Here is a 25,616-nt window from a genome sequence, read left to right as displayed (position 1 = left end):
ACCTTTATTACATTACCATACCGCCATCGACATGAATCGTCTGGCCGGTAATATAGGCAGCATCTTCCGATAATAGGAAGAGAACAGTGCGTGCTACATCTTCCGGTTTGCCAAGCTTAGCAAGAGGGATAACTGATATCATTTGGTTTTTCACTTCTTCGCTTAGTGCATCTGTCATGTCGGTTGTAATGAAACCAGGTGCGACAGCATTGACATTGATATTGCGTGAAGCGAGTTCCTTAGCGGCAGTCTTTGTAAAACCAATGACACCAGCTTTTGCAGCGACATAGTTTGCTTGTCCGGGATTACCAGAAACGCCTACAATCGATGCAACGTTGACGATTCTTCCCTCGCGTTGCCTCATCATCTGACGCGTGACACCTTTCGTACAAAGGAAGACACCTTTTAAGTTAATGTTGATAACATCATCCCACTCGTCTTCCTTCATGCGCATGAGCAAATTGTCTCTAGTTATTCCTGCATTATTAACCAGGATATCAATTCGACCAAAAGTATCTACTGTTTTATCAACCATATTTTTAACACTGTCCGCATCAGAGACATCCGCTTGGACAGCAAATGCTTCTCCTCCGAAATCAGTGATCAATTTAACAACTTCATCTGCCTTGTCTTTACTGCCGCTGTAGTTTACAACAACACGAGCACCTTCTTTGCCTAAAAGCAATGCAATTTCACGACCAATGCCACGTGACGCCCCTGTGACAATTGCCGATTTACCTTCAAATCTCCCCATTACGACCACCCTTTCGATGCTTCAATTACAGATTGTAACGTTTCTTCATCATAGACTGGTAATACCGTGGCGCTCCGATCGATTTTTCTCACGAGTCCACTCAACACCTTACCCGGACCACACTCTATAAAGTGTGTAACACCAAGGTCTAGCATTGTGCGTACAGAATCTTCCCAAAGGACCGGCGAATACAGTTGTTTGACAAGTAGGTCTTTTATTTCATCCTGTTTGTTAACAACAGAAGCGTTGACATTCGCAATGACTGGAATGGTCGCATCTTGCATCTCAACACCATCAAGCGTTGCACGCAATTTTTCCGCCGCAGGTTTCATGAGTGATGAATGGAATGGGCCACTCACATCCAGCGGAATTGCTCTTTTTGCTCCCGCTTCCTTCAATTGTACACACGCTTTATCGACGCCAGTTTTCGTTCCTGAAATAACAATTTGGCCAGGGCAATTCAAGTTAGCCGGTTGAACGGCAAATCCATCTGCTGTAATGGCATCTGTGACTTCCTTCAACTTCTGACCATCAAGACCGAGAATTGCCGCCATAGCACCTTCACCTGCCGGAACGGCTTCATTCATATATAATCCACGCTTATGCACAATTGACACACCATCTTCAAAAGATATTACGCCTGAAGCCACAAGTGCTGTGTACTCCCCAAGGCTATGACCCGCCGTATAGTCCGGCAAAACACCTTCTTCGACTAGACGCGCCGCAATCATAGAGCCAACCGTTAGAAGTGCCGGCTGCGCATTGTAAGTCAACGTTAGTTCATCTTGAGGTCCTTCTAGAATAACTTTACTCAGTTGAAAATCAAGCACACGGTCTGCATTGTCTAGAAACAGTTTGCTTTTTTCAGCGGTTTCCACGAGTTCTTTTCCCATACCAACCGATTGTGAACCTTGTCCCGGAAAAATGAATGCTACTTTCGTCATTGCTTTTCCACCTCTCCAATCGTTTTACGTATTGTTCCGCAGACGTCATACTGCACCATCGTCCTCGCTTGGCGAATTGCATTTAATATGGCGTTCGCATTAGACGAACCATGTGCTTTTATGACGGGAGAATTCAGGCCAAAAAGGCCTGCTCCACCGTATTCAGTATAATCCATTTTACTTTTCAATCCGCGTAAATCATCTTTTACTAGTCCAGCAGATAGTTTTGATTTCAAAGAGGCGTTAAAAACGCCTTTCAACATGGAGAAGAATGCGGATGCAGTCCCTTCTATTGTCTTAAGAACCATATTACCTGTGAAACCATCTGTAATAACAACGTCTGCCACGCCCGTTAATAAATCGCGAGACTCGACGTTTCCGATGAAGTTGATTGGCGCTTTCGATAGCAAGTCAAAAGCCGCCTTCGTCAATTCATTCCCTTTTCCTTCTTCCGTTCCGATATTTAATAATCCAACACGTGGATTTTCGAGACCACGTACCTTTTCAGCGTATATGCTTCCCATCACTGCATATTGTTCTAGATGGGATGGTTTCGCGTCCGCATTTGCGCCAAGGTCCAGCATGACGAATCCTTTTCCATCAATAGTAGGTAGTGTCGGCGCTAAAGCAGGTCGCTCAATACCGTCAATCCTGCCTACGATGAATAATCCTGCCGCCATTAAGGCACCTGTATTTCCTGCTGAAACGCAAGCTGAAGCTTCGCCGTCTTTGACAGCTTGAGCCATCCTCACCATTGATGCATCTTTTTTCCGGCGAATGGCACGAACTGGCTCATCGTCTGGTTCCACTTTTTCTGTACAGTGAATGACTTTTAGACGGGCGTGTTCCTTTAGGAAAGGCGCCATCGCCTGTTCATCACCATAAATATGTATGTTTATATCATCAAATTCAGTTAGACTTTCGAGTGCCCCGGCAATAATTTCGCCTGGCGCATGATCTCCACCCATTCCATCTACAGCTATGATCATTTTAATTCCCCCTGCTTCCTATCAGTCGTCCGGTACATGTGAAATTCGCCAGTGAATACCGTTTCGTCATTGACCGTCGATGCGACCACGACTAATGTCCGCTTCTCTCCAAGACTTTCTTTTTTCACTTCTGCACGTGCAACTACTCTATCACCGGCTCTTACCGGCTTCAGAAAGTCAATGGTCGACTTCACAGTCAAAGCAAGATCATCATTCATAACAGCAACAGCAAGTGAGTTTGCTTGGGCGAAGAGGTGATGCCCTCGCGCAATACCGTTGCGCTGAAAGACATGATCCTCAGTCACATCGAATATCGACAATGCCCTCTTATCGAGCTCCATATCAATAATATCTCCAAATACTTCATCGGAATGAAGAGACTTCACTTCCTCTTTCATCGTTCGAGACGCCACAGTTTTCAAACGCTCCCGTAACTCTGGAATACCGTTCTCAAGCCTGTCCAACCGGATTGTTTGAACGCTAACAGTAAAATGTTCTGACAGTTCTTCATCTGTCAGAAACGGATTTTCATCAAGCAACCTTCCAAGCAGTCGCTGCCTTTCCCTTTTAGGCACTCTCAATCGTTTCACCTTCCGGATTAGCACTTGGTACTAATAGCAGTATATAAAAATAAAAAAAAGAAAGCAAGTATAGAAATGCGAAAGTGGCCGTTTAGATGCGGCAGGCATAAGACGGATTGGCGAAGCGGCGCGTACTTTGCCGCGCAGCCGAGCCGACTTATGACCCGAGCATCTGGCCGCTGTAGCTAGACAGCATTGAAATGCGGAGACGACCAAAAGGATCACAGCCTAATGTCGCCGCATCGCGCGGCAATTAGGAGGGATGTAGTTCAATCCCTCCCTGCTGGAGGTCTTGAAGAGAATGGCGCTCTTTGCCTTTTATCCTGTGGCCTGAAGCGACTCGAAGGGCTGACGCCTGATGCTGGACACCACTGAAATGCGGAGACGACCGTTTAGATGCGACAAGTAAGAGGGATGTAGTTCAATCCCTCCATGCTGGAGCTAGACCTCAATCAATTCTATCGCCACTGAGAGCACCCGACTGTTCCAAGTCTAATCGAAGGGAGCTGTATTCGGGGTTTTCCCAGAAATGACGTGACTCCAAAAGTCTCTCGGCATCTTTTCTTGCCGTTTCAAGCGCCCTGTAATCATGTACAGGATCAGCCACCTTGAACTCGGGTATACCACTTTGCTTTTTCCCGAAAAAATCGCCGGCACCTCTTAGCTCAAGATCTTTTTCCGCTAAGACAAATCCGTCATTCGTTTCCGTCATCGTCTGCATCCGTTCTTTTCCTTCTTCCGACTTCGGATCAGCTAGCAGAACGCAATAAGATTGTTCAGCCCCGCGCCCTACCCTTCCCCTCAACTGATGCAGCTGAGCAAGTCCGAACCGCGTCGCGTCGTAAATAAGCATGAAAGTAGCATTCGGCACGTTGACGCCAACCTCAACGACAGTTGTAGAGACAAGTACATTGATTTTGCCATCACTGAAATCTCGCATAATGGCATCTTTATCATCAGAATGGAGGCGACCATGCATAAGGCCGACTGTGTATTTACCGCTAAAATATGTAGATAATTGACTATGGACATCCACCGCATTCTGAACATCCAATTTATCGGATTCTTCGATAAGCGGACAAATGACATACGCCTGATATCCGGCATTCAACTCTTTTTCCATTTTCCGTAAAACAGGTTGCAAGGAGTCTTCTTTTAGCCAATGTGTTTCAATTTCTTTCCTGCCTGCTGGTAATTCATCTAAAATTGAGACATCCATTTCACCAAATGCAGTTATGGCAAGTGTCCGCGGAATTGGGGTTGCCGTCATGAACAAAACATCTGGATTCAATCCCTTATCCCGTAAAACACGCCGCTGTTCAACACCAAAACGATGCTGTTCATCCGTAATGACCAAGCCTGGATTTTTAAAAACTACATCAGGTTGAATCAGTGCATGCGTACCGATTAGTAGATTCACTTCACCCGACTCGAGTTTTTCAAGCAAATTTTTACGTGCTTTCGCTTTCGTTGAACCTGCAAGGAATGCCACAGTGACTCCGTGTGGTTCAAGCCATCCAGCAAGCGTCGTGGCATGTTGCTCTGCCAGGATTTCTGTCGGAGCCATTAGTGCACCTTGAAACCCGGCGGTAATAGCAGCATACAAAGCGATTGCTGCTACAACTGTCTTTCCGGAACCGACATCTCCTTGAAGTAGACGGTTCATCCGAGTTGGGCTTTTCAGTTCTATGCATAACTCATTGACAACTCTCTTTTGGGCTCCTGTCAATTCAAAAGGTAACGCCGCAATAAGGGTCTTAACCTTCTTTAAATCGTAATTGATGATTTGACCCTTCTCTGCTTCTTTCCGAGCTTTTTTCATGCCTAGCATTTTCAGCTGGAACATCAGTAATTCCGCGTAAACGAAACGTCTTCTTGCCTGTTTCACCTCTGCAGTGCTCTTTGGGAAATGAATCATCTCAAGAGCCTTCTCGATTCCTGGCAAGCGATAAAGTTCACGAATATCAGCGGGTAGTGTTTCCGTATGAAAGCCTGAAGCTGCATCCATTGCACTGCGCATGATACGTCGAAACGTCTTCTGATGCATAACACCTTTTAAGCTATATACAGGCTCAAAGTCAGCTTGTTCCGTTTTGGGACCATCTTTGAAATTACTCACATTAATCACTTGTCTGCCACGATCCCATTTCCCGGTAACCGTAACAATCATTCCAGGTGCCAAACGATCTTTTAAATAGTGCTGATTAAAAAAAACCGCCTTCACAAGATGCCTTCCGGCAAGAAGGCGGACTTGTAGACGGGATCTATTTTTACCTAAAAAAAGTACAGATGGTTCACTTTCGACTCGACCTTCAATAGTAACCCGCTCATTATGCGGAGTTTCGGTCAAATCTTTCAACTGGAAGTCTTCATGGCGATACGGGAATGTCATGAAAAGGTCTTGGAGCGTGGAAATCCCAAGCGCTTCAAGCTGTTCACGGGCTGCTTTCCCCACCCCTTTTATCGTCGTGACAGAATTATGATTTGACAGTGTCACGATTGGCCTGTTCATTACCAAAAATTTTCGCTTCCAGTGCTTTTCCAGTCGGCGTAGCGGCCAGTCCACCTTTTCCTGTTTCTCGAAGTGCTGAAGGCATCGATTTACCTATTTTGTGCATCGCTTCAATCACTTCATCAGTCGGAATACGGCTTACCACACCCGCTAGTGCCATATCCGCACCAACAAGTGCTTTAGCTGCACCCATTGCATTACGTTTTACACAAGGCACTTCAACAAGTCCAGCAACTGGATCACAAACTAAACCTAGCATGTTTTTCATGACGATTGAAAATGCCTCTGCACTTTGTTGAGGAGTTCCGCCCGCCATTTCGACGATTGCAGCTGCTGCCATTGAACCAGCAGAACCCGTTTCAGCTTGACAACCACCTGCAGCACCCGATATCGACGCATTATTTGCGACGACAAATCCGAAAGCACCCGACGTAAATAGATAATTAATCATTTGTTCCCGCGTAGGGTTCAACTTGTTTTTCACCGCGAACAATGTTCCTGGAACGATTCCCGCTGCGCCTGCAGTAGGTGTCGCACAGATTGTACCCATAGCTGCATTCACTTCATTTGTAGCTACCGCTTTACTAACAGCATCCATTACGAGGTCTCCGGTTAGTGATTTCCCAGTCGCCATGTATTTTTGAATAAGGACTGCATCGCCGCCAGTTAGCCCAGAAGCCGAATGAACACCTTCCAGACCTCTTTCTACAGCTTTTTCCATCACAGTCAGGTTGTTATCCATCTGGGCGATGATTTCTTCTCTAGAGCGCTTTGTCATAAGTACTTCCTGTTCAATCATAATTTCTGAAATAGGCTTATTTTGTGACTCGGCAAGTGCAACGAGCTCTTTTACATTACTGAATAAAATATCCATCTATGTGTTCCTCCTCGTTTACTGTTATTAGTTTGCCAACGTTGATACTTGCGTTACGTTAGGTAGTAATTCCAACTCATTAATCAGTTCAGCATTTATCATTTGGTCGACTTCAATAACCATAAGTGCCATTTCACCTTTTTCTTTCCTGTCCACTTCCATATGTGCAATATTAATATTCAAATTAGCAATTGCATTGGAAACGCTCGCAATAACACCTGATCGGTCATTATGAACGATTAGTAGCGCTGGATAATGACCAGATAATCTAAGTGGGAAACCGTTAAGCTCAACGACTTCCATGGTGCCGCCTCCTATGGATATCCCAGTCAGTTCCATCGTACCTTCACTATCCCCAATAATTAAACGGGCTGTGTTCGGGTGTACTGCCTCTTCCTCTTCTGGAATAAACTCATATGTCAATCCCAGTTTTTCTGCATCAGCAAATGCTGATTTTATACGTTCATCGAAAGTATCATAATCTAATAATCCACCAATAATCGCTATATCGGTCCCATGCCCTTTATACGTTTCTGCAAACGATCCGTATAAGTGTACTTTAGCCCATTGCGGTTGTCTGCCGAAAAGAGTTCTTGCAACGCGACCGATTCTTGCAGCACCTGCAGTATGTGAAGATGATGGTCCAATCATTACTGGTCCTATAATATCAAAAACTGATCTGAATTTCATAAATGAAACCTCCTTATAGTCAAGAACATACTGTTATTCATTTTACACGATAAATCTTTAAAAGACAAAAAATGTTGTTCGCATTACATCCATAAAAAAAAGCAGTGCGGCATTGCAGGCGCACTGCTTTTTACTTGGTTATTCAACAGAGATGATATATGGATATAAAGCCTGTTTCCCATTGAAAAATTCAACTTCTGTATGGTCAAAGTTATCCTCTGCAAAACTTGCTATAGCAGTTGCTTCTTCCTTACTGACATCTTCACCATAAATAATTGTAACGATTTCATCGTCTTCATCGATAAGCGTTTTTAGTAGTGTTTTTATAACATTCTCTAGAGAAGGTTCCGATGTAATGATTTTACTTCCTGAGATTCCCATAAAGTCATCTTTTGTAATTTCAATGCCATCGATTGACGTATCTCTCACTGCATATGTCACTTGTCCCGTTTTTACAGATGATGCTGCTTCCAACATCAGAGTAGCATTAACACTTACTTCCGCTTCCGGATTAAATGCTAGAATGGCTGCAAGTCCTTCTGGCACCGTTTTTGTAGAAACAACGGCAGCTTCTATACCAGCGAGTTCCGCTGCTTGCTCAGCTGCCATAATGATATTTTTATTATTCGGTAAAATAATGACCTTTTCAGCACCCACTTCACGAATTGCCTTTACGATATCCTCGGTAGATGGATTCATCGTCTGCCCACCTTCAATCACCACGGAAGCACCTAAACTTTTAAATAATTCAGAAATCCCTGCTCCCATTGCAACTGTAACGACCGCGTAAGGATGTTTTACAGTCTCTTCTTTTATCATATTTTGCGCTGAATGATTTACTCCCACAATTTCAAGATGTTGCTGGCGCATATTTTCAATCTTGATGTTGATGAGAGAACCAAATTTTTGTCCATAACTCAGTGCATCACCAGGTTCTTCAGTATGAATATGTACTTTTGCAACTTCCTCATCGGAGATAACTAAGAGTGAATCACCAAATTGGCTTAATCCATTTCGGAAGTCTGATTCATCATATGGATTTGTTTGCAATTTATCGTCTTCAAACTTCACCATAAATTCCGTGCAATATCCAAATTCAATGTCTTCCGTATTCATGAAACCTTGTACGCTTCGATGATGTTCTGCACTAACCAACTCATCCATCGATTCGACAATTGTTCTTTCAGGGAGCGCTTCACCTTTCAATACTGCAAGGAAACCTTCATATACATAAACTAAACCTTGTCCACCGCTATCTACAACGCCAACTTCTTTCAAAACAGGTAGCAAGTCAGGTGTACGTTCGAGTGAAGCAATAGATTCCATTACTATCGCTTCCATCACTTCAATGAAGTCATTTGTATGCGTAGCTTTTTCCACTCCGGCATTTGAAGCATCTTTAGCGACTGTTAAAATTGTTCCTTCAACAGGCTTCATAACTGCTTTATAAGCTGTTTCTACGCCATACTTCAAGGCAGCTGCGAATTGTGTGCCGTCGACATCAGATTCATTTTCAATTGCTTTTGCAAAGCCTCTGAATAACTGTGAAAGAATGACACCCGAATTACCACGTGCTCCCATCAGTAATCCTTTTGATAGCGCTTGTGAAGTTTGACCAATATGCGCAACCGCATTTTCTTCCGTCTCTTTTGCTCCTGATGTCATTGATAAATTCATGTTGGTGCCGGTATCTCCATCAGGTACTGGAAAGACGTTTAGTGAATCGACATAATCGGCATTTTGATAAAGATGATGAGAACCCATTTTTATCATTTCCGCAAATTTCAAACCATCTATGGATTTCATAGAACTTTTTTCCTCCTTCAACCTACAGGTTTGTCACTCGGACTCCCTGAACAAAAATATTAACTGACTTCACAGTCATGCCGACTGTCTTTTTCAATGTATACTTTACTTTTGATTGGACTTGGTATGCAACTTCTGTAATTTTTGTACCGTATCCAACAATTACATACATATCAATATGCGTATCTTCACCAACATTACGGACGATGACCCCACGCGCAAAGTTTTCTTTTCTGAGGATTTCGGTAAGGCCATCTCGAATCTGATGCCTTGAAGCCATACCAACAATCCCATAACATTCGATAGCCGCTTCCCCTACTACTTGGGTAATGACGTCATTTGTAATGTCAATTTTGCCGTATTCGTTCTTCACTTCGATTGACATGTCTAATCCCCCTTGAATCCTTTTTCACTTATCCCATTGTACTATACCTGAAATTATAATAAAAGAAAGCACATCTAAGTGTTTCAACGTGTAAAGGTATTTACCTTGAAAGATGTCGCAAAAAAGGGTTGCAACGTGCCTATTCATATGATACATTATTATGGTATGCGAATAAAGAAGTAAGTCATCTAATCATCATTCGCAAGGAGGTACTATTATGTCTAAAGAATGTGTTATTACAGGACGCAAAGCCCGTACAGGCAATGCACGCTCCCACGCATTGAACTCAACTCGTCGTTCATGGGGTGCGAACCTTCAAAAAGTCCGTATTCTCGTTAACGGTAAACCTAAACGTGTATGGGTCTCAGCTAGAGCCCTTAAATCAGGTAAAGTTCAACGTGTATAATGGACTGTAATTCTAATTTGGGTGCTATCTATCTTGATTGGCACCCAAGTTTAGAGGAAATAAAACGCCGAGCTGAATTTCTTCAGCCCGGCGTTTTTTCTTTTTTCCTTTTTTTACTCTTGTTGTTACTTACAGTTGCTTTCGGTGATTCATCTTTCTGGAAAACAACCATGCACTTCCTCACTATTCCACTCACAAACTTCGGCATTGTAAAAGTATAAACCCGCAATTCCCCACTCCTTTCAGGAATCTGAACTCCTTACCATTAAGCATATGCCTTTGTAGAAGGAGATAGTACAGACTTCTGAAACTGGTTCATTGCTCGTGAATAATGTCATGCCTGTTTCGAGGGTAGCATTAGTCGTTTCATATTTGAATCCGGTTAGCGTTAGGCCTTCAACGGTTCCCCCAAATGGAAAAAAGGATATGTATGGATAGCGGATACCCGGCTTCACTTGATGCTCTCCCGGAATAAGTATCGAAAGCTCATTCGTTCTATTATGAATTGAAAATGTTGTTTGCTTATTAGCCATCTGAAGCCGGTACATCAGATGAAGGGCAGATTCCATATGATCTAGCCTTCCACCTGTAACACCTGTCAAAACAATATGTTCAGGTTGATAGGATAGAGCGCGATTCACTGCGAGTTCCAAATCCGTCTCATCCTTCTCAGAACGAAATCGGCCTATTATCTGGACCGATGTAGCAATCAAATCGTATTCAACTTCAGAAACCGAATCAAAATCACCGATTGCTTCAAGAGGAGTAATTCCTCTATTTAGTAAGTGAAGCGCTCCTCTATCAGCACCGATGAACACCGTATCTACATGACGGAATTTTTCCAAATCGGCAATCTCAGAATCTGGTCCGCCTGCACAAACGACTGCATATTTCATTTTTTCAGTGCTCTTTCACCTGCTGCTTTGATACGATGTAATGCTTCCGTCGGATTTGGCGCATTATAGATGGCTGATCCCGCAACAAAAATTGTAGCCCCAGCTTCCACGCAAGGAACAATTGTTTCTTCATTAATGCCTCCATCGATTTCTATTTCAATGGGGAGCTTATTTTCACGAATAATATCTGCCAACTGTTTCACTTTTGGAATAACGGAGTGAATGAACTTTTGGCCGCCAAATCCCGGATTAACCGTCATGAACAAAACCAAGTCGATTTCATCAAGAACATGTAGAATCGTTTCAATCGGTGTGTGCGGATTTAAAACAACCCCGGATTTCACGCCCGTGGACCGTATCAGCTGTAGTGTACGATGTAGATGAGGACACGCTTCTACATGTACTGTGATGTAATCTGCCCCCGCTTTAGCAAATTGCTCAATATATGCATTCGGGTTTTCAATCATTAAATGAACGTCAAGCGGCAATTTCGTTATGGGTCTAAGCGCTTCTACAACAATTGCTCCCATTGTAATATTTGGAACGAAGTGACCATCCATCACATCTATATGAATGAGTTCAGCTCCTGCTGCCTCTACTTCTCTTACTTCCTCAGCAAGCTTTGAAAAATCTGCCGCTAATATTGAAGGTGCAATTTTAATCATGTTTTTCATACCTCGGCTTTCGGTCAAGTATTTCTTGCATGAACTGCAAGTAGTGATCGTAGCGGTGACGTGGAATTTCTCCAGTCTCCACCATTTCTTTTACTGCACACTTAGGCTCCTTCAAATGCAAGCACCCTCGAAATCTGCAGTTTGGTGAAACTTCATCCATATCAACAAAATAACGAGATAGTTCCTCTTTCTCAATATGATCGAATTCGAGTGAACTAAACCCCGGAGTATCTGCAACAAGGCCACCTGACATCTCAAGCAATTCAACATGTCGCGTCGTATGTTTCCCACGTCCAAGTGCTTCGGAGATTACGCCCGTTTTTAAATCGAGTTCAGGCAATATTGTGTTTAACATAGTTGATTTACCTACACCTGATTGGCCAGCAAGAACAGTCGTTTTTTCCGCCAAGTATGGGTTCAACAAGTCCACCAGCTTCGGATCGTCAATATATGTCTCGATTACATCATAGCCAATCTTTTCATAATACGCAGCATGCTGGGCTACTACTCTCAATTCCTCTTCATTCGCTAAATCTTTTTTCGTTAAGCAAATAATCGGCTTCACATCAAATGATTCGACGACAACGAGGAACCTATCTAGTAAATAAAGACTGAATGCTGGCTCCACAATTGAGAATACCAACAGCGCCTGGTGAACGTTCGAAATTGGCGGACGAACAAGCTCATTAAAGCGTTCATGCACCTCAGTTACAGTCGCATCGTTATCTTCAACCCGCACATAGGTAACAAAATCTCCGACTAACGGATGGACGCCACGGTTTCTAAAAACCCCACGCCCTCTACATTGTATAATTTCTCCGTTATTTTCAACATAGTAATAGCCACTAATTGCTTTTCTGATTTGTCCTTCTGGCATTCTTTCACCCCTTCTATTTAGCGTCGCGTTAAGGGACCTCTTTCTCAATGATCATTGTCGAATCCCGTGTAACTTTATACGCTCCACTTTGTCCTTCTTCTAATTTAAGAGTAATTTGTTTTTGTATTGTTTTCGTAATGGGGAATTCTTCGATAGGGCTGGTCATCGTATTATCTTTGTCTTGAACATAAATACGGATCATCTGCTCAACCGGTTTAGGTTGGATTTCATTTTCAGTATCATTCTCTACGTCGGAATCGACTTCTTCACCTGATTCAGGTTCATTTACTTCAGGATTAGGTTCAATTACTTCAGGTTTATATTCAATTGTCACAGTTTCTACATATAACCTAGTCGATTTTTCCTTCTGTCCTTTTGATACAACTACTTCCACTTTTCCACCTTTTTCAATGCTACTTCCCGCAACTGGATCTTGAGAAATGACTTGCCCTGCAGGTACGGTGTCGTGATACTCTTGTTTCCCAGCCCCAATATTGAATCCTGATGTTTTTGCATATTCCTTCAGTTGGTCGTTATCGAACCCTACTATATTACCAACAGTTCGCATATCTTTCCCTTTGCTAACAGTAAATACTAAATCTGTTTCACTCGGAACTACATCCGTACCCGGTTCATGACTTTGTTCTAAAATGGTTCCCTCAGGCTCATCAGAAAATTCTTCTTCCGATTTTACACTTTTAAAATCGAAGTTTTCCAGAAGTTCAGTAACTGATGAGTACTCTCGTTTCCTATAATCGAGAAGGGTCATCTCTTCTTTTCCCGTACTAATATAGAGGGTAACTGATGAACCTACTTCCCTTTCTATCCCAGCCTCAGGCATTGTTCTAATCACATCTCCTGCATCGACATCATTGGATGGCTGCGCAGTTCTTTCATCGACCTTAAAACCCTTTTCAACGAGCAAGTCTTCCGCGGCTTTTTCTTCCATTCCAGCTACCTCCGGAATTTCGACCATTTTAGGTCCTAGCACGCCCGGAATCTGGGATAAAAGTAATAACAGAATTATCACGCCGAAGACGCCTCCCAGGATGAATGGCCACTTTTTACGTTTTTTCTTAGGCAATGGGGGTTGTTCTGACTCAACCGGCTCGATTTTCTTCGTTATTTCAATATTATCAAATTTTGGTGCTTCGTTTACAATCGGAATAGCCCGTGTATGATCATCGTCAAATACAATTTCGAATTTCTTCTCATCGGCACGTTCTGGTAATAGTACGGTGCTTAAATCATCATACATTTCATCCGCTGAATCATAACGATATGTGGCATCTTTCATAGTAGCCTTTAAAATAACGTTTTCCACACTTTGTGGAATCGTTGGGAACAGCTTCTTTACAGATGGTGTTTCTTCCTGTAAATGTTTCAATGCAATCGCTACAGCTGTATCGGCCGAAAACGGTAATTCGCCTGAAAGTAATTCATAAAATACGATTCCCAACGAATAAATATCTGATTTCTTTGTTGCCATTCTGCCGCGTGCTTGTTCAGGTGACAAGTAGTGAACGGTTCCAATGACAGAGTTTGTTTTTGTATGGGCTGTTGCGCTCAGTGCCATCGCAATGCCGAAATCAGTAATTTTCACATCCCCATCTGAATCCATTAGAATGTTCTGGGGTTTAACATCTCGATGGATGATTCCATTATGATGGGCATTCGCCAAGGCAGACACAATCTGCTGCATAATCGGTAAAGCCTGTTCAGGCGTTAAAGGACCATTATCTTTAATAAACTGTTTCAAAGTCTGCCCTTCAATATACTCCATCACAAGGTAGTGAAGTTCGTCTTCTTCACCAACATCAAATATGTCGACAATATGAGGATGTGTAAGACTAGTTGCGGATAGTGCCTCACGTTTAAATCTTCTTTTTAAAGCCTCTTCATTGGCAAAATCATAATTGAGCACCTTGATTGCGACATCGCGATCTAAAATGACATCATGTGCAAGGTAGACTTTTGACATACCACCCTCACCGATGTTTCTAACAATTTCATATCGCCCGCCAATTCTTTTCCCGATCATGGATTAGTCGCCTCCACTCCGGTCGGATCAATCAAAATGACAGTTATATTATCTTCTCCGCCCATGTCGTTCGCGTAGTTAACAAGATCTTCCGCCTTCTTACGTAACGTAGAATTTGATAGGACCATTTTTCGTATGGAATCATTGTCGATTTTATTACTAAGACCGTCCGTGCAAATGAGGACGAACATTCCATCGTCCAGCTCAAACGAATAAAGGTCCGGTGTTATTGTTTTTTCAGAACCGATTGCTTTCATAATCCAGTTCTTTCGTGGATGGGACGCTGCCTCCTCTTCGGTAATTTCACCGCTGTCAAGGAGTGCATTGACGTAGGAATGGTCCCTGGTCACTTGCCGTATTCCTTTATCTTCGATTGTGTATACACGACTGTCTCCGGTATGCGATACAAGACAAGTACGACCGCGAATTAAAGCCGCCTCAAGTGTAGTACCCATCCCTTTATACTCTTCATTTTCAGACGCCTGTTTGTAGATTATCTCGTTCACATGAATGATGGCCTTCTGAAGCCACTCCGCCCAGTTCTCTTCCGCATTAAAAGTTGAACTATCCAATTTCATGAATTGTTCTCCAATAACTTTGACCGCAGTCGAACTAGCATAGTCACCTCCACGATGGCCACCCATGCCATCTGCGGCTACAGCAAGAATAATCCCCCCAGGAAGTGTGTATACCGCTGCACTATCTTCATTGACCGTTCTTTTCTTACCAATGTCAGTCAAGACTTCAAATTGCAATGTCCCTCTCCCCTTTTTCACTCGAGTCCCTCTGCTTATTTAACTTTCTTTCGGAAAGCTGCAACAAAAAATCCATCGCTACCAAAATGTTGCGGTAGCACTTGTAGTGTATTGTCTTCAATCGCTAATTTCTCATTACCAATCAATTGTGTCAACGGAATCTTTTCCATGTCTGGATGACGTGTAAGGAAACGTTCTGCCATCCCCTGATTTTCGGAATATTCCACAGTACATGTACTGTAGACAATTACCCCATCCGGTTTTATCAATTCACGAGCCGTGTCGAGAAGGTCCGATTGAATAACTGTTAACGCATCAAAGTCTGCTTTCGTTTTGTTGTATTTGATTTCGGGTTTTCTACGAATAACACCGAGACCACTGCAGGGAGCATCGACGAGAATACGATCGAACGAAGCCAAATCATAAAGATCCGTCAATTTCCGACTGTCACCGCTTAATGCTTTGATGGATGATAAACCAAGTCTGGTTGCATTCGCTTCAATAAGCTTCAGTTTATGTTCATGAAGATCATGTGCGAATACTTCTCCTTCGTCATTCATCTTTTCAGCTATATGGGTCGTCTTACCTCCAGGCGCTGCACACATATCGAGTACTTTCATGCCAGGCGATAAATCAAGAGCAAGGATGGGAAGCATTGAACTTTCGTCTTGGATAGAGATAAGCCCTTTTTTATAGGTTTGTGTATTGGCGAGATTTCCACTATCGGAAATAATGCACTCCGCAACTACTTCACCTCTTCTAACTTCCATTCCTTCCGATTCAAGTAAAGCAACTACTTCTTCCGTGGTTGCTTTTGCTGTGTTGACACGCACCGTCATCGCCGCCGGATGATTGTTTTCATGCGCCATCACAGCTGCTTCTTCCTCACCAAATTGCTCAGTCCATCTCTTAATAAGCCATTCGGGATGACTCGTTTCTATAGATGTCTTCAGACTACTGTCTTCCATATCATCCAGTGAACGGACACCTTTTCGTAACACTGAACGAAGAATACCATTCACTGTTGGTGCAATCCGTTTGTGACCACGTCTTTTTGCAATTTCCACTGCCTCATGGACAACCGCATGCGGAGGGATTTTCGTCAAATAGACAATTTGGTATAACGATAACCTAAGAAGTTCTCGTACCCAGCCGTCCAGTTTTCCATGAACAAAAGGTTCAAGATAGTAATCGAGCGTCATCCGATGTTGGAGTGTGCCGTAAGTCAATTCTGTTAACAAACCACGATCTTTGGTCTCAATACCATACTTTTCAATTGTTCTGTGAAGCAACAGATTGCTATAAGCCTGATGGTCGTTTATTTCCATCAATATTGAAAGAGCCGCATCGCGGACATTGCCATTCCATATTTTCTTTTTAGGTCTAGTATTCACTCGAAACGATCCCCTTTACTCCATTTAGATCCGGTCCCTCGAATGAATTCATCCGCAGGCATCCGTTTTTTTCCGGCTGGCTGAAGATCCGTTAAAGCTACAGCTATATCATCGCCGGCTTTTACAATAATGCGATTGCTCTCAATTTCGATAATTGTACCAGGCAACGCATTGTCGTTCGATTGTACTTTCTCACTCCACCAAATTTTAACACTTTCTCCTTGGTAAATAGTATAAGCAACCGGCCACGGATGAAGTCCACGAATTTTATCATAGATTTCTTTTCCATTTTGGGACCAGTCAATCCGTTCCTGCTCGCGGGAAATATTGCGTGCAAATGTTACAAGTGATTCATCTTGAACAGTTTGCTTATTTGTTCCATTCAATATGGAGGGCAACGTTTCTTTAAGAAGCTCCGTTCCTGCCACCGATAATGCTTTGAACATACTCCCCGTGTTGTCCGTATCTGAAATGGGGACAGTCACTTGAGAAATAATATCGCCTGCATCGAGTTTTTCAACCATATACATAATTGTGACACCCGTTTCTGTTTCACCGTCCATGATGGCTTGGTGAATCGGTGCTCCACCGCGGTATTTTGGCAGTAATGAGGCATGTACGTTAATGCAGCCGAGTCGTGGAATTTCCAGCAGTTCTTTAGGTAAAATCTGCCCAAATGCTGCAGTTACAATCAAATCCGGTTTGAGTGCGATTATTTCCTCGAGCTCTGCTGAACCTTTCAGTTTTTCAGGCTGAATGACTGATAGTCCGAGTCGAAGTGCCTCAGCTTTAACTGGGGGAGGTGTTAAAATTCTTTTTCGTCCAACAGCTCTATCCGGCTGAGTAACAACCGCGGCGATTGTATGTCCTTCTTCATAGAGCATTGTCAGAACTGCTACCGAAAATTCGGGTGTTCCCATAAAGACAATTTTGGTCATTGATTTCCACCTCCGCTATTTAGTGACTCATCTCCATCTTCTTCTTCAAGTAACAATTCTGATGGGTCAACAATACGAATAATTTTAGAGTTGAATAATACGCCATTTAAATGATCTATTTCATGTAGGATGGCACGTGCCTCATAATCTTCTGCCTCTAGCTCGTATAGATCTCCGTTTCGTTCTTGCGCCTCTACACGTACAAAAAATGGTCTTTCCACTTCGCCGAATAAGTCAGGGAAACTAAGACAACCCTCTACCTCTATTTCAGAGCCTCCGATTGCAGTCACAACAGGATTTATCATTTCAATGACTTCCTGCCCTTCGCCCATATCGACAATTGCTACACGGACAGCTTCGCCAACTTGCGGTGCTGCAAGACCAATTCCATCTGCATCCACCATTGTGTCGTACATATCATCGAGTAGCTTATAAAGCTTCTTATCAAATTTATTTACTTCTTTACATTGTTGTAGAAGAACCGGAGCCGGATGCTTCACAATTTTACGTATAGCCAAAACTATTCCTCTTTTCTATCTATGGTGTCTGAATCAATTTCATAATAGAGGATTTTGTCATAAAATCCGAACAAGGTTGATTGTAACGAGAGGCGGACGCTTTCCGTTACAATCAACGAAAATCCATGCAAATGAATATTTGATAAAGAAATTTCGATTTACGTAAGAGTTTTCAATCAAAATAAACAATTATGATATTGACTCCTCTAAAAATTTATAAAGTTTTATATTGGGGATAATTCAAATTAGAGATTCCTCGTTAAGCTTTTGTTCAGTCCAGCTTCAAGCGCAGATGCTCGGGTCAGAAAGCAGTCCGGCTGTGCGGCTGCAGAACGCCGCGTCGCCAGCCCACCTTATGCCTGTCGCATCTAAACGGCACTCTACGCTTTTGTTTAGTAAATAGACGCGGGTTCTACGTCAACCGTCATTGTCAGACCTGATTTTATCCAATCCGTACGGTAGTATTTAATGAGCTGTTGGAGCGTTTCTGTTAACTTGGGCTCTTTTTTATATTTTATCAAACATTGGTAGCGATATCGATTGTTAACTCGACTAATGGCGGCTGCAGTCGGTCCAATGATGACTGTATCTGCAGACAAATTAGCTTTTAAATAGCGTGAGCCTTTATCTGCAAAGTCAGCTACTTTCAATAAATCCTCATGTGTGAACTGAACGAGTGTGACGAAATAGAAAGGCGGATAGCCATATTGTTTTCTCGCGGCCATTTCCATATTGTAAAACGGTTCATAATGTTGGGCTTTGGCCAAATCGATTGCATAATGTTCTGGAGAATAGGTCTGAATGAACACCTCTCCAGGCAATTCATGACGTCCGGCACGTCCACTCACCTGCGTCATCAGTTGAAAGGTTTTTTCTGCGGCACGAAAATCGGCTAGATGCAGTGTTGTATCCGCCGCGAGGACTCCTACTAGTGTGATATTAGGGAAATCAAGCCCTTTAGCAATCATTTGCGTACCGAGCAGAATATCTGCATTCCCTTCACTGAACTGCCTGAGCAACCGTTCATGTGAACCTTTTTGTCTTGTTGTATCTACGTCCATTCGAAGGACTCGTGCTTCGGGAAACAGTTTTGCAATTTCTTCTTGGGCTTTTTGAGTCCCTGTTCCAAAAAAACGTATATGTTCACTTTTACACTCTGGACAAACTTGTGGGACGCGTTCTTCATGACCGCAATAATGACATTTCAGCTGTTCATGTGCACGGTGGTAGGTGAGCGAGATATCACAGTTTGGACATTCGACAACTGTACCGCAATCTCTACAAAGAACGAATGATGAAAAGCCGCGCTTGTTAAGAAACAGAACGATTTGTTCTCTTTTCTCCAATCGTATTCGGATTGCCTCGGCAAGTGGCAATGAAAACATCGAGCGGTTACCTAACTTCAATTCTTCTCGCATATCAACTACATTTACTGTAGGCAGGGCTTGGTCTCTCGGTCGTTTAGTCAGCGTCAGCAGTGTATATACACCTTTTGATGCCCGTGCATATGACTCCAATGAAGGCGTTGCACTGCCGAGAACGACTGGACAATTGTAATATTTCGCGCGTCTGATGGCTACATCCCTAGCATGGTAGCGCGGGGTATCATCTTGTTTATAGGTTGACTCATGCTCTTCGTCTAAAATAATGATGCCTAAATTTTCGAAGGGTGCAAATACCGCCGACCTTGCACCGACAACTACTTTTACTTCCCCTCGTTTTATTTTCCGCCACTCATCGTATTTTTCACCTGCAGACAACCCGCTGTGCATAACTGCGACTAACGCCCCGAAACGCGCAAGAAATCGGGATGTCATTTGCGGTGTTAACGCAATTTCCGGTACAAGGACGATTGCCTCTTTGCCTTTATCCAACACACGTTTAATAGCCTGTAAATACACTTCTGTTTTACCGCTACCCGTCACTCCATGAAGTAGGAAAGTCTCAGCATGTTGTTCATCTGAAGCAGTCGAGATGTGATCAAGGGCAATTTGCTGTTCACTCGTCAACTGCTCCGGAATTGCTGTATCTTTTAATTGTGGTGCATCAGGTTCGCGATAGACTTCCGCTGATTCCTCAAAAGCTGCCCCTCTTTCAATAACCGCTTTTAAAATAGCTGGTTGAATTCCTGATTGTTCCATTAGTTGTTTCGCACTGATTGTCTTCTCAGCGCGTTCAATCATCCACTGAATCAATTCCGCTTGTTTTTTCGCTTTTAGATGAACGGAATCGTACAATTCCAGGAGTTTCTTTTCATCTGCCATACGAATCATTCGCACTTTTTTCACAGCCGTTTGCTGACCTACGGCTGTATCTACCGAAACAATTCCTTGACTCGCATAGCTTTTCAATATTTTCATAAGAGCGGATGTGTCTACTTCTTTTAGCTTAACTCGCTTCCTACCCGCTAGAAAAGCAATAAAATCTTCGTCGACGATAAGTGCGGGCTCCTCGACGACAATGAACTTTTCATATTTGGCACGCATTGCGGAAGGCAGCATTACCTGTAGCGCATCTATTTCATAGGACAAAGTTTCTACTGCAAGCCATCCGGATAATTCGAGCAGTTCATGGGAAATGACAGGATCCAAATCAATAAGCTCATCAATTGGTTTCACTTTTGACAAAGCAAGGTCGCTTTCCCCTTTTAGCTTTGTTACATAACCAAGCACTTTCCTAGGTCCGAATGGTACTTTTACTCGTACTCCAGGTTCGATTACGGATTCCATTGATTCTGGAACGAGGTAATCAAACGGCCTGTCAATTGGATAAGCCGCCACATCTACAATGACTTCAGCAATCATTGAGTTGTTCACTTTCTTCTTGAATTATATTTTCCAGAAGTAGGAGCGCCAATTCTTTTTTAGGCATTGCAAGGAAAGGTTTTTGCATTCCGTATTTTGACAAGAGTGTTACGACATTTGTATCTCTTCCGAATCCCGCTTCTGGATCTGTCACATCATTAATGATTATGTAATCGAGATTTTTACTTTCCATTTTGCTCAAACCATAGTTGATTACATTTTCAGTTTCCGCAGCAAAACCGACAAGAATCTGATCTGTTTTCATTGTCCCTATCGTCTTCAATATATCAGTTGTTCTTTCAAGCTCAATGACGGAATCTCCCGCTTGCTTTTTTATCTTTTGAGCGTGAATCTCTCTCGGACGGTAATCTGCGACGGCAGCAGCTTTTATAACAATTGACGCATCATCGAATTGCCCAAGGACTGCTTCGTACATCTCTGCAGCACTTTCTACATCAATGAAAGTCACTCCAACTGGCTTGTCCAATCCGACAGGTCCTGAAATTAGAACGGTTTCAGCACCTAGCGCCACAGCTGCTTCCGCCATCGCATAGCCCATTTTACCGCTTGAAAAATTCGACACATATCTTACCGGATCGATTCTTTCACGTGTAGGACCAGCTGTAATTACAACTTTCTTTCCCGCAAGAGGTAGGTTTTTTTTCGTAGCAAACCGATTTTCTATCAGGTCCACAATCTTTTCTGGCTCTTCCAGACGCCCTTTCCCTACATAGCCGCATGCCAAAAAGCCAACGGATGGCTCAATGAATTTGTAGCCATCTTCGTGCAACGTTTTAATATTTCGGATAACTGCTTTATTTTCATACATGTGAATGTTCATAGCTGGAGCAATCCAAACTTCTGCCTGAGTAGCCAAAAGAGTTGTTGTTACCATATCATCGGAAATGCCATTCGCCAGTTTACCTATAACGTTCGCTGTTGCCGGAGCAACAACTACTAAATCAGCCCAATCAGCCAAGTCGATATGCGCTATAACACTAGACTCTTTCTCATCGAATGTATCAAAGTAAACATCATTCCGTGACATCGCTTGGAATGTCAAAGGTGTAACAAATTCTTTTGCAGACTCCGTCATGATGACCCTCACTGTTGCCCCGGCCTGTGATAGCTTACTAACAAGTGCAACAGCTTTATAGACCGCGATTCCGCCAGTTACACAAAGGAGGATTTTTTTATTTAACAACTTCATCTCTTCCCTTCTAAAATGACAAACTCCCAAAGAAAAACACATTTCTAAGGGAGTATCACATTTATCTATTTAGACACTAATTTTAAACCTGGAACTTTTATTACACTTCATCTTCATAAACGATAGAATCGTCCGATTTCTTTTTCGATAAAACGCCAGCAGCAACTTCTTCAAGTGCTTTGCCTACATTCTTTTTAGAGTCATAAGAAGAAAGGAGTTTAGTTCCTTCCTCCTGCATTTGACGTGCTCGTTTTGAAGCGAGTGTTACGAGTGTGTATTTTGAATCAATTTTCTCTTTTAACGAATCGATTGATGGAGTTAACATGATTTATTCCCCTCTCAGCATACCTAAATATAACTTTTCTACACGTTCTCTGCGGCAATGTTCTGCGATGACAATTGCATTAATACGTTCGCAGGCATTTGTTACTTCGTCGTTTTCCACGACGTAATCGTACAAGTTCATCATTTCAAACTCATCACGCGCTTTCAATATACGCGATGCAATAACATCGGCTTTTTCGGTTCCTCTTCCAACTAACCGTTCTTCCAACTCCGACAAACTTGGGGGTGCGAGGAATATAAATAGCCCGTCTGGAACTTTTGACCTTACCTGTGCTGCACCGACGACTTCAATCTCAAGGAATACATCTCTCCCTGCATCGAGCGTTTCATTGACATAATCAAGCGGAGTACCGTAATAATTGCCTACATACTCTGCGTATTCCAGAAGTTTACCTTCCTCGATCAACCGTTCAAATTCATCTCTAGACTTGAAAAAGTAATCAACGCCATCCACTTCGCCTTCACGTGGACTTCTCGTCGTCATCGAGATAGAGTATTCGTAGTTTGTATCCGGTTGTGTAAAAAGCTCTTTTCGAACCGTCCCTTTGCCCACACCAGATGGTCCGGACAGGACGATTAGAAGCCCACGTTTTTTATACATGCGATCCCTCTTCTTATCTAATCTGATTTACGGTGATTATTGACATAATCAAGCCGATGTTGCACTCAATTGATTGAAACAATCTGTTCATATTATACCATATAAGGTCGTTGTAGTGCTAAAATGGGGAAAAACGATTTGAAAGAGGAATCCCTATGGCATTTGATGGTTTATTCACAACGGCAATGGTGCAGGAACTACAAGTCTTACAAAATGGACGTATTTCTAAAATCCATCAGCCTAACGCACAGGAAGTTGTATTTCTAATACGTGCAGATGGCAAAAATCAAAAACTTCTAATTTCAATTCATTCATCTTATTCACGTATCCAACTGACAGAAGAAGCAATTACAAACCCATCTGAACCCCCTTTGTTTTGCATGGTTCTTCGAAAACACCTGGAAGGTGGTTCGATTACATCTATCGGTCAATTCGGCACAGACAGGATTATCACAATGGATGTCAAGGCAAAAAATGAAATTGGGGATGAAATTAACAGAAGGTTATACATCGAAATTATGGGTAGACACAGTAACTTGCTACTTGTCGATCCCGAACGTAATATCATCATCGAAAGTATGAAACACTTGCCGCCATCGGTGAATAGTTACCGAACGATATTACCGGGGCAACCTTTCATACCCGCTCCACCACAAGATAAATTGAATCCATTTACAGTCACTGAGCAACAATTTAATGATTTATTACCTGATTTAGAAAGCGCTCGTGATATCGTCCAGAAATTTTCTGGTTTTTCTCCGATTAATGCGGAAGAATTACTGTTCAGATTTAAAGAAGCGAAGGCGGACAACTACTCAGTGTTCACAACTCTCCTCGCTTCATTCAATGGAGTAGGAAGCACACCAAACATTTCCGAAGTCGGGACCAAAACCATTTTCTCTGCAACTGAACTGACATATGCGGACAATAAGATTGCACAATATAATACGCTCGGTGACTTGTTGGATAAAGTGTATTTCGCACGGGCTGAAAGAGAACGCGTGAAATCTCAAGCCGCAGACCTAGAACGTTGGCTAGACAACGAAGTAGCCAAATTGAATCTAAAAGTGAAGAAGCTTATAAAAGAAAAAGAAGCTGCCGGGAAGCTAGATACGTTTCAGCTTTATGGAGAGTTACTTACTGCAAATAGCTACGCCATTGAAAAAGGTGCTACGGAAGCAACTGTCTCCAACTATTACGATGAAGGCACTACCGTAACAATTCCGTTAGATCCTAGGAAATCTCCGATTGATAACGCGCAACGCTTTTATTCACGTTATTCAAAAGCGAAAACAGCGCTTATCATGATCGCAGAGCAACTCGAAAAAGCAGCAGAGGATATCGCTTATTTCGAAATGATAAAACAACAAGTACTGCAAGCATCCCCTATAGACATCGCAGAAATACGTGAAGAACTAGCGGAACTTGGTTTTTTAAAGGCTCGTAAGTCAAAAAAGAAGCTTAAACCGAAAAAACCAGTGCCTGAAACATTCATTTCATCTGCAGGCCTGAAAATTTCTGTTGGTAAAAACAATAAGCAAAATGATTATTTAACATTTAAGCTTGCTTCTAGAGAACAAACTTGGCTTCATACGAAAGATATACCGGGATCACACGTTGTTATCCATGACGCTAATCCCGATGATGAAACGATTCGTGAAGCAGCAATTCTATCTGCATACTTCAGTAAAGCTCGCGGTTCTTCAGCAGTACCGGTTGACTACACTGAAGTGCGCCATGTTAAAAAACCGAATGGCTCGAAGCCTGGATTCGTCATCTACTTTGAACAAAAAACGATACTAGTAGACCCTGATGAAGATATAGTGATGAAACTTAAAAAATAAAAAAGCTAATCCACATGAAATTTATACATGTGGATTAGCTTTTTTTATAGACTGAGCACCCGTTACTAAACGGATACCCCGTACCAAACTACTTTTGCAATTATCTCAAGGCTATTTTGATTATTGAACGGCACTACATAATCGTAAAAGTTTTCATTTGTTGACTCGGGACTTAACACAATCACTTCTTGCTGTTCAATTTTTCTGTAACGTCTGACAGCGTATTCATTGTCAACACAGTAAACAGCAATATCTCCGTCTTTTATGTCATCTTGCTCAATTATTTTTGCTACGAGTGGAGAACCATCGGGAAAAAGTAAATTCATACTATCTCCTATTACTTTGAACGCTACCAGGTTCTCGTCTTGCGCGTATTTCCCTAAAAAACTAGTTGGTAGTTTAATAAGTTCTGCATCATCGCATTCTATTCCATCTGTATGAGAAAGTACACTGGCTTTAATTGAAGGCATACATCCTAAGGCTACTGTTTTAGCTAGGGGGAAAGAGTTCCCTTTAAAGAAATATTCCATCGGAACTTCAAAGTAATTCGCCAATTGTTGTAATGCCCCCGCCCTCGGAAATTTATTGCCCTTTTCCCATTCCGAAATCGTGGCTTGACTCATGCCTATTGCGTCTGCAAGTTCTACCATTGTTATTCTATTTCTATCTCTTAATCGTTTCAACCGTCTGGAAAATAGGTCTTGTACAAAATTGTTCATGAATAGGACCTCCATTTACATCTCATACTAATTGTACATCATTTTGGAAGTGATCTTCA

The 25,616-nt window shown here is 42.5% G+C and carries 25 protein-coding genes; 2 read left to right on the top strand and 23 right to left on the bottom strand.

From position 1 onward, the window contains the following. Positions 1–7: 7 nt before the first annotated feature. The 9 genes from fabG to AC1TO6_RS04475 all read right to left on the bottom strand — a co-directional run bounded on the left by fabG (position 8) and on the right by AC1TO6_RS04475 (position 9,535). Positions 8–754, bottom strand: coding sequence for a 3-oxoacyl-[acyl-carrier-protein] reductase (gene fabG, locus AC1TO6_RS04515; RefSeq protein ID WP_482100410.1), 747 nt, complete (start codon positions 752–754; stop codon positions 8–10). After that, on the bottom strand, positions 754–1,698 hold the full coding sequence (fabD, locus tag AC1TO6_RS04510) for an ACP S-malonyltransferase (RefSeq protein WP_482100409.1): 945 nt from the start codon (positions 1,696–1,698) through the stop codon (positions 754–756). The genes fabG and fabD overlap by 1 nt, the downstream gene beginning before the upstream one ends. Then, positions 1,695–2,687, bottom strand: a complete 993-nt coding sequence (gene plsX, locus AC1TO6_RS04505) for a phosphate acyltransferase PlsX (RefSeq protein WP_482100408.1) — start codon at positions 2,685–2,687, stop codon at positions 1,695–1,697. The genes fabD and plsX overlap by 4 nt, the downstream gene beginning before the upstream one ends. Then, positions 2,684–3,268, bottom strand: a complete 585-nt coding sequence (gene fapR, locus AC1TO6_RS04500; protein WP_482100407.1) for a transcription factor FapR — start codon at positions 3,266–3,268, stop codon at positions 2,684–2,686. Before fapR ends, plsX begins: the two co-directional genes overlap by 4 nt. Before the next feature lie 448 nt (positions 3,269–3,716). Next, on the bottom strand, positions 3,717–5,780 hold the full coding sequence (gene recG / locus AC1TO6_RS04495; protein WP_482100608.1) for an ATP-dependent DNA helicase RecG: 2,064 nt from the start codon (positions 5,778–5,780) through the stop codon (positions 3,717–3,719). After that, complete coding sequence (sdaAA, locus tag AC1TO6_RS04490) at positions 5,746–6,654, bottom strand: L-serine ammonia-lyase, iron-sulfur-dependent, subunit alpha (protein WP_482100406.1); 909 nt, start codon at positions 6,652–6,654, stop codon at positions 5,746–5,748. The genes recG and sdaAA overlap by 35 nt, the downstream gene beginning before the upstream one ends. A 27-nt stretch (positions 6,655–6,681) precedes the next feature. Beyond that, a complete protein-coding gene (gene sdaAB / locus AC1TO6_RS04485) occupies positions 6,682–7,344 on the bottom strand; it encodes an L-serine ammonia-lyase, iron-sulfur-dependent subunit beta (RefSeq protein ID WP_482100405.1) in 663 nt (220 codons plus the stop codon). A gap of 138 nt (positions 7,345–7,482) precedes the next feature. Further along, positions 7,483–9,150: a DAK2 domain-containing protein gene (locus AC1TO6_RS04480; RefSeq protein ID WP_482100404.1), complete on the bottom strand. Its 1,668-nt coding sequence runs from the start codon at positions 9,148–9,150 to the stop codon at positions 7,483–7,485. 22 nt (positions 9,151–9,172) lie between these two features. After that, complete coding sequence (locus tag AC1TO6_RS04475) at positions 9,173–9,535, bottom strand: Asp23/Gls24 family envelope stress response protein (protein WP_482100403.1); 363 nt, start codon at positions 9,533–9,535, stop codon at positions 9,173–9,175. A gap of 217 nt (positions 9,536–9,752) precedes the next feature. On the opposite strand from AC1TO6_RS04475, the gene rpmB reads away from it, so the two are divergent. Then, positions 9,753–9,941: a 50S ribosomal protein L28 gene (gene rpmB / locus AC1TO6_RS04470; RefSeq protein ID WP_482100402.1), complete on the top strand. Its 189-nt coding sequence runs from the start codon at positions 9,753–9,755 to the stop codon at positions 9,939–9,941. Between the two features lie 82 nt (positions 9,942–10,023). On the opposite strand, the gene spoVM is transcribed toward rpmB, so the two are convergent. The 13 genes from spoVM to gmk all read right to left on the bottom strand — a co-directional run bounded on the left by spoVM (position 10,024) and on the right by gmk (position 22,994). Continuing rightward, a complete protein-coding gene (gene spoVM / locus AC1TO6_RS04465; RefSeq protein ID WP_482100401.1) occupies positions 10,024–10,170 on the bottom strand; it encodes a stage V sporulation protein SpoVM in 147 nt (48 codons plus the stop codon). Positions 10,171–10,183: 13 nt separating this feature from the next. Then, positions 10,184–10,837, bottom strand: coding sequence for a thiamine diphosphokinase (locus tag AC1TO6_RS04460; RefSeq protein WP_482100400.1), 654 nt, complete (start codon positions 10,835–10,837; stop codon positions 10,184–10,186). After that, the gene (gene rpe, locus AC1TO6_RS04455; protein WP_482100399.1) at positions 10,834–11,502 is read right to left on the bottom strand and encodes a ribulose-phosphate 3-epimerase; all 669 of its coding nucleotides are present in this window, start codon (positions 11,500–11,502) and stop codon (positions 10,834–10,836) included. The genes AC1TO6_RS04460 and rpe overlap by 4 nt, the downstream gene beginning before the upstream one ends. Next, positions 11,495–12,388, bottom strand: coding sequence for a ribosome small subunit-dependent GTPase A (gene rsgA, locus AC1TO6_RS04450; protein ID WP_482100398.1), 894 nt, complete (start codon positions 12,386–12,388; stop codon positions 11,495–11,497). The genes rpe and rsgA overlap by 8 nt, the downstream gene beginning before the upstream one ends. 28 nt (positions 12,389–12,416) lie before the next feature. Beyond that, on the bottom strand, positions 12,417–14,429 hold the full coding sequence (pknB, locus tag AC1TO6_RS04445; protein ID WP_482100397.1) for a Stk1 family PASTA domain-containing Ser/Thr kinase: 2,013 nt from the start codon (positions 14,427–14,429) through the stop codon (positions 12,417–12,419). Beyond that, positions 14,426–15,184 carry a Stp1/IreP family PP2C-type Ser/Thr phosphatase gene (locus AC1TO6_RS04440; RefSeq protein ID WP_482100396.1) on the bottom strand — a complete coding sequence of 253 codons (759 nt, stop codon included), beginning with the start codon at positions 15,182–15,184 and terminating at the stop codon, positions 14,426–14,428. The genes pknB and AC1TO6_RS04440 overlap by 4 nt, the downstream gene beginning before the upstream one ends. Positions 15,185–15,219: 35 nt before the next feature. Further along, entirely contained in the window at positions 15,220–16,578 is a 1,359-nt protein-coding gene (gene rsmB / locus AC1TO6_RS04435; RefSeq protein ID WP_482100395.1) for a 16S rRNA (cytosine(967)-C(5))-methyltransferase RsmB, read from the bottom strand. Continuing rightward, positions 16,575–17,516: a methionyl-tRNA formyltransferase gene (gene fmt, locus AC1TO6_RS04430; RefSeq protein WP_482100394.1), complete on the bottom strand. Its 942-nt coding sequence runs from the start codon at positions 17,514–17,516 to the stop codon at positions 16,575–16,577. The genes rsmB and fmt overlap by 4 nt, the downstream gene beginning before the upstream one ends. Next, positions 17,513–18,034: a peptide deformylase gene (gene def, locus AC1TO6_RS04425; protein ID WP_482100393.1), complete on the bottom strand. Its 522-nt coding sequence runs from the start codon at positions 18,032–18,034 to the stop codon at positions 17,513–17,515. Before def ends, fmt begins: the two co-directional genes overlap by 4 nt. 392 nt (positions 18,035–18,426) lie before the next feature. Next, on the bottom strand, positions 18,427–20,838 hold the full coding sequence (priA, locus tag AC1TO6_RS04420; RefSeq protein WP_482100392.1) for a primosomal protein N': 2,412 nt from the start codon (positions 20,836–20,838) through the stop codon (positions 18,427–18,429). Next, positions 20,828–22,048, bottom strand: coding sequence for a bifunctional phosphopantothenoylcysteine decarboxylase/phosphopantothenate--cysteine ligase CoaBC (gene coaBC / locus AC1TO6_RS04415; RefSeq protein WP_482100391.1), 1,221 nt, complete (start codon positions 22,046–22,048; stop codon positions 20,828–20,830). The genes priA and coaBC overlap by 11 nt, the downstream gene beginning before the upstream one ends. Positions 22,049–22,148: 100 nt before the next feature. Next, on the bottom strand, positions 22,149–22,373 hold the full coding sequence (gene rpoZ / locus AC1TO6_RS04410) for a DNA-directed RNA polymerase subunit omega (RefSeq protein ID WP_482100390.1): 225 nt from the start codon (positions 22,371–22,373) through the stop codon (positions 22,149–22,151). Positions 22,374–22,376: 3 nt separating this feature from the next. After that, the gene (gmk, locus tag AC1TO6_RS04405; protein WP_482100389.1) at positions 22,377–22,994 is read right to left on the bottom strand and encodes a guanylate kinase; all 618 of its coding nucleotides are present in this window, start codon (positions 22,992–22,994) and stop codon (positions 22,377–22,379) included. Positions 22,995–23,149: 155 nt separating this feature from the next. Here gmk and AC1TO6_RS04400 point away from each other — a divergent pair, with 155 nt between their 5' ends. Next, positions 23,150–24,838 carry an Rqc2 family fibronectin-binding protein gene (locus AC1TO6_RS04400; protein WP_482100388.1) on the top strand — a complete coding sequence of 563 codons (1,689 nt, stop codon included), beginning with the start codon at positions 23,150–23,152 and terminating at the stop codon, positions 24,836–24,838. Between the two features lie 65 nt (positions 24,839–24,903). Here the strand turns inward: AC1TO6_RS04400 and AC1TO6_RS04395 are convergent, their stop codons facing one another. Then, positions 24,904–25,557: an XRE family transcriptional regulator gene (locus tag AC1TO6_RS04395; protein ID WP_482100387.1), complete on the bottom strand. Its 654-nt coding sequence runs from the start codon at positions 25,555–25,557 to the stop codon at positions 24,904–24,906. Between the last annotated feature and the right edge of the window lie 59 nt (positions 25,558–25,616).

It is taken from the genome of Sporosarcina sp. Y352 (assembly GCF_056786535.1).
The sequence above is the reverse complement of the archived record's forward strand: the minus strand, read 5'-3'. Positions and strand labels throughout refer to the sequence as shown.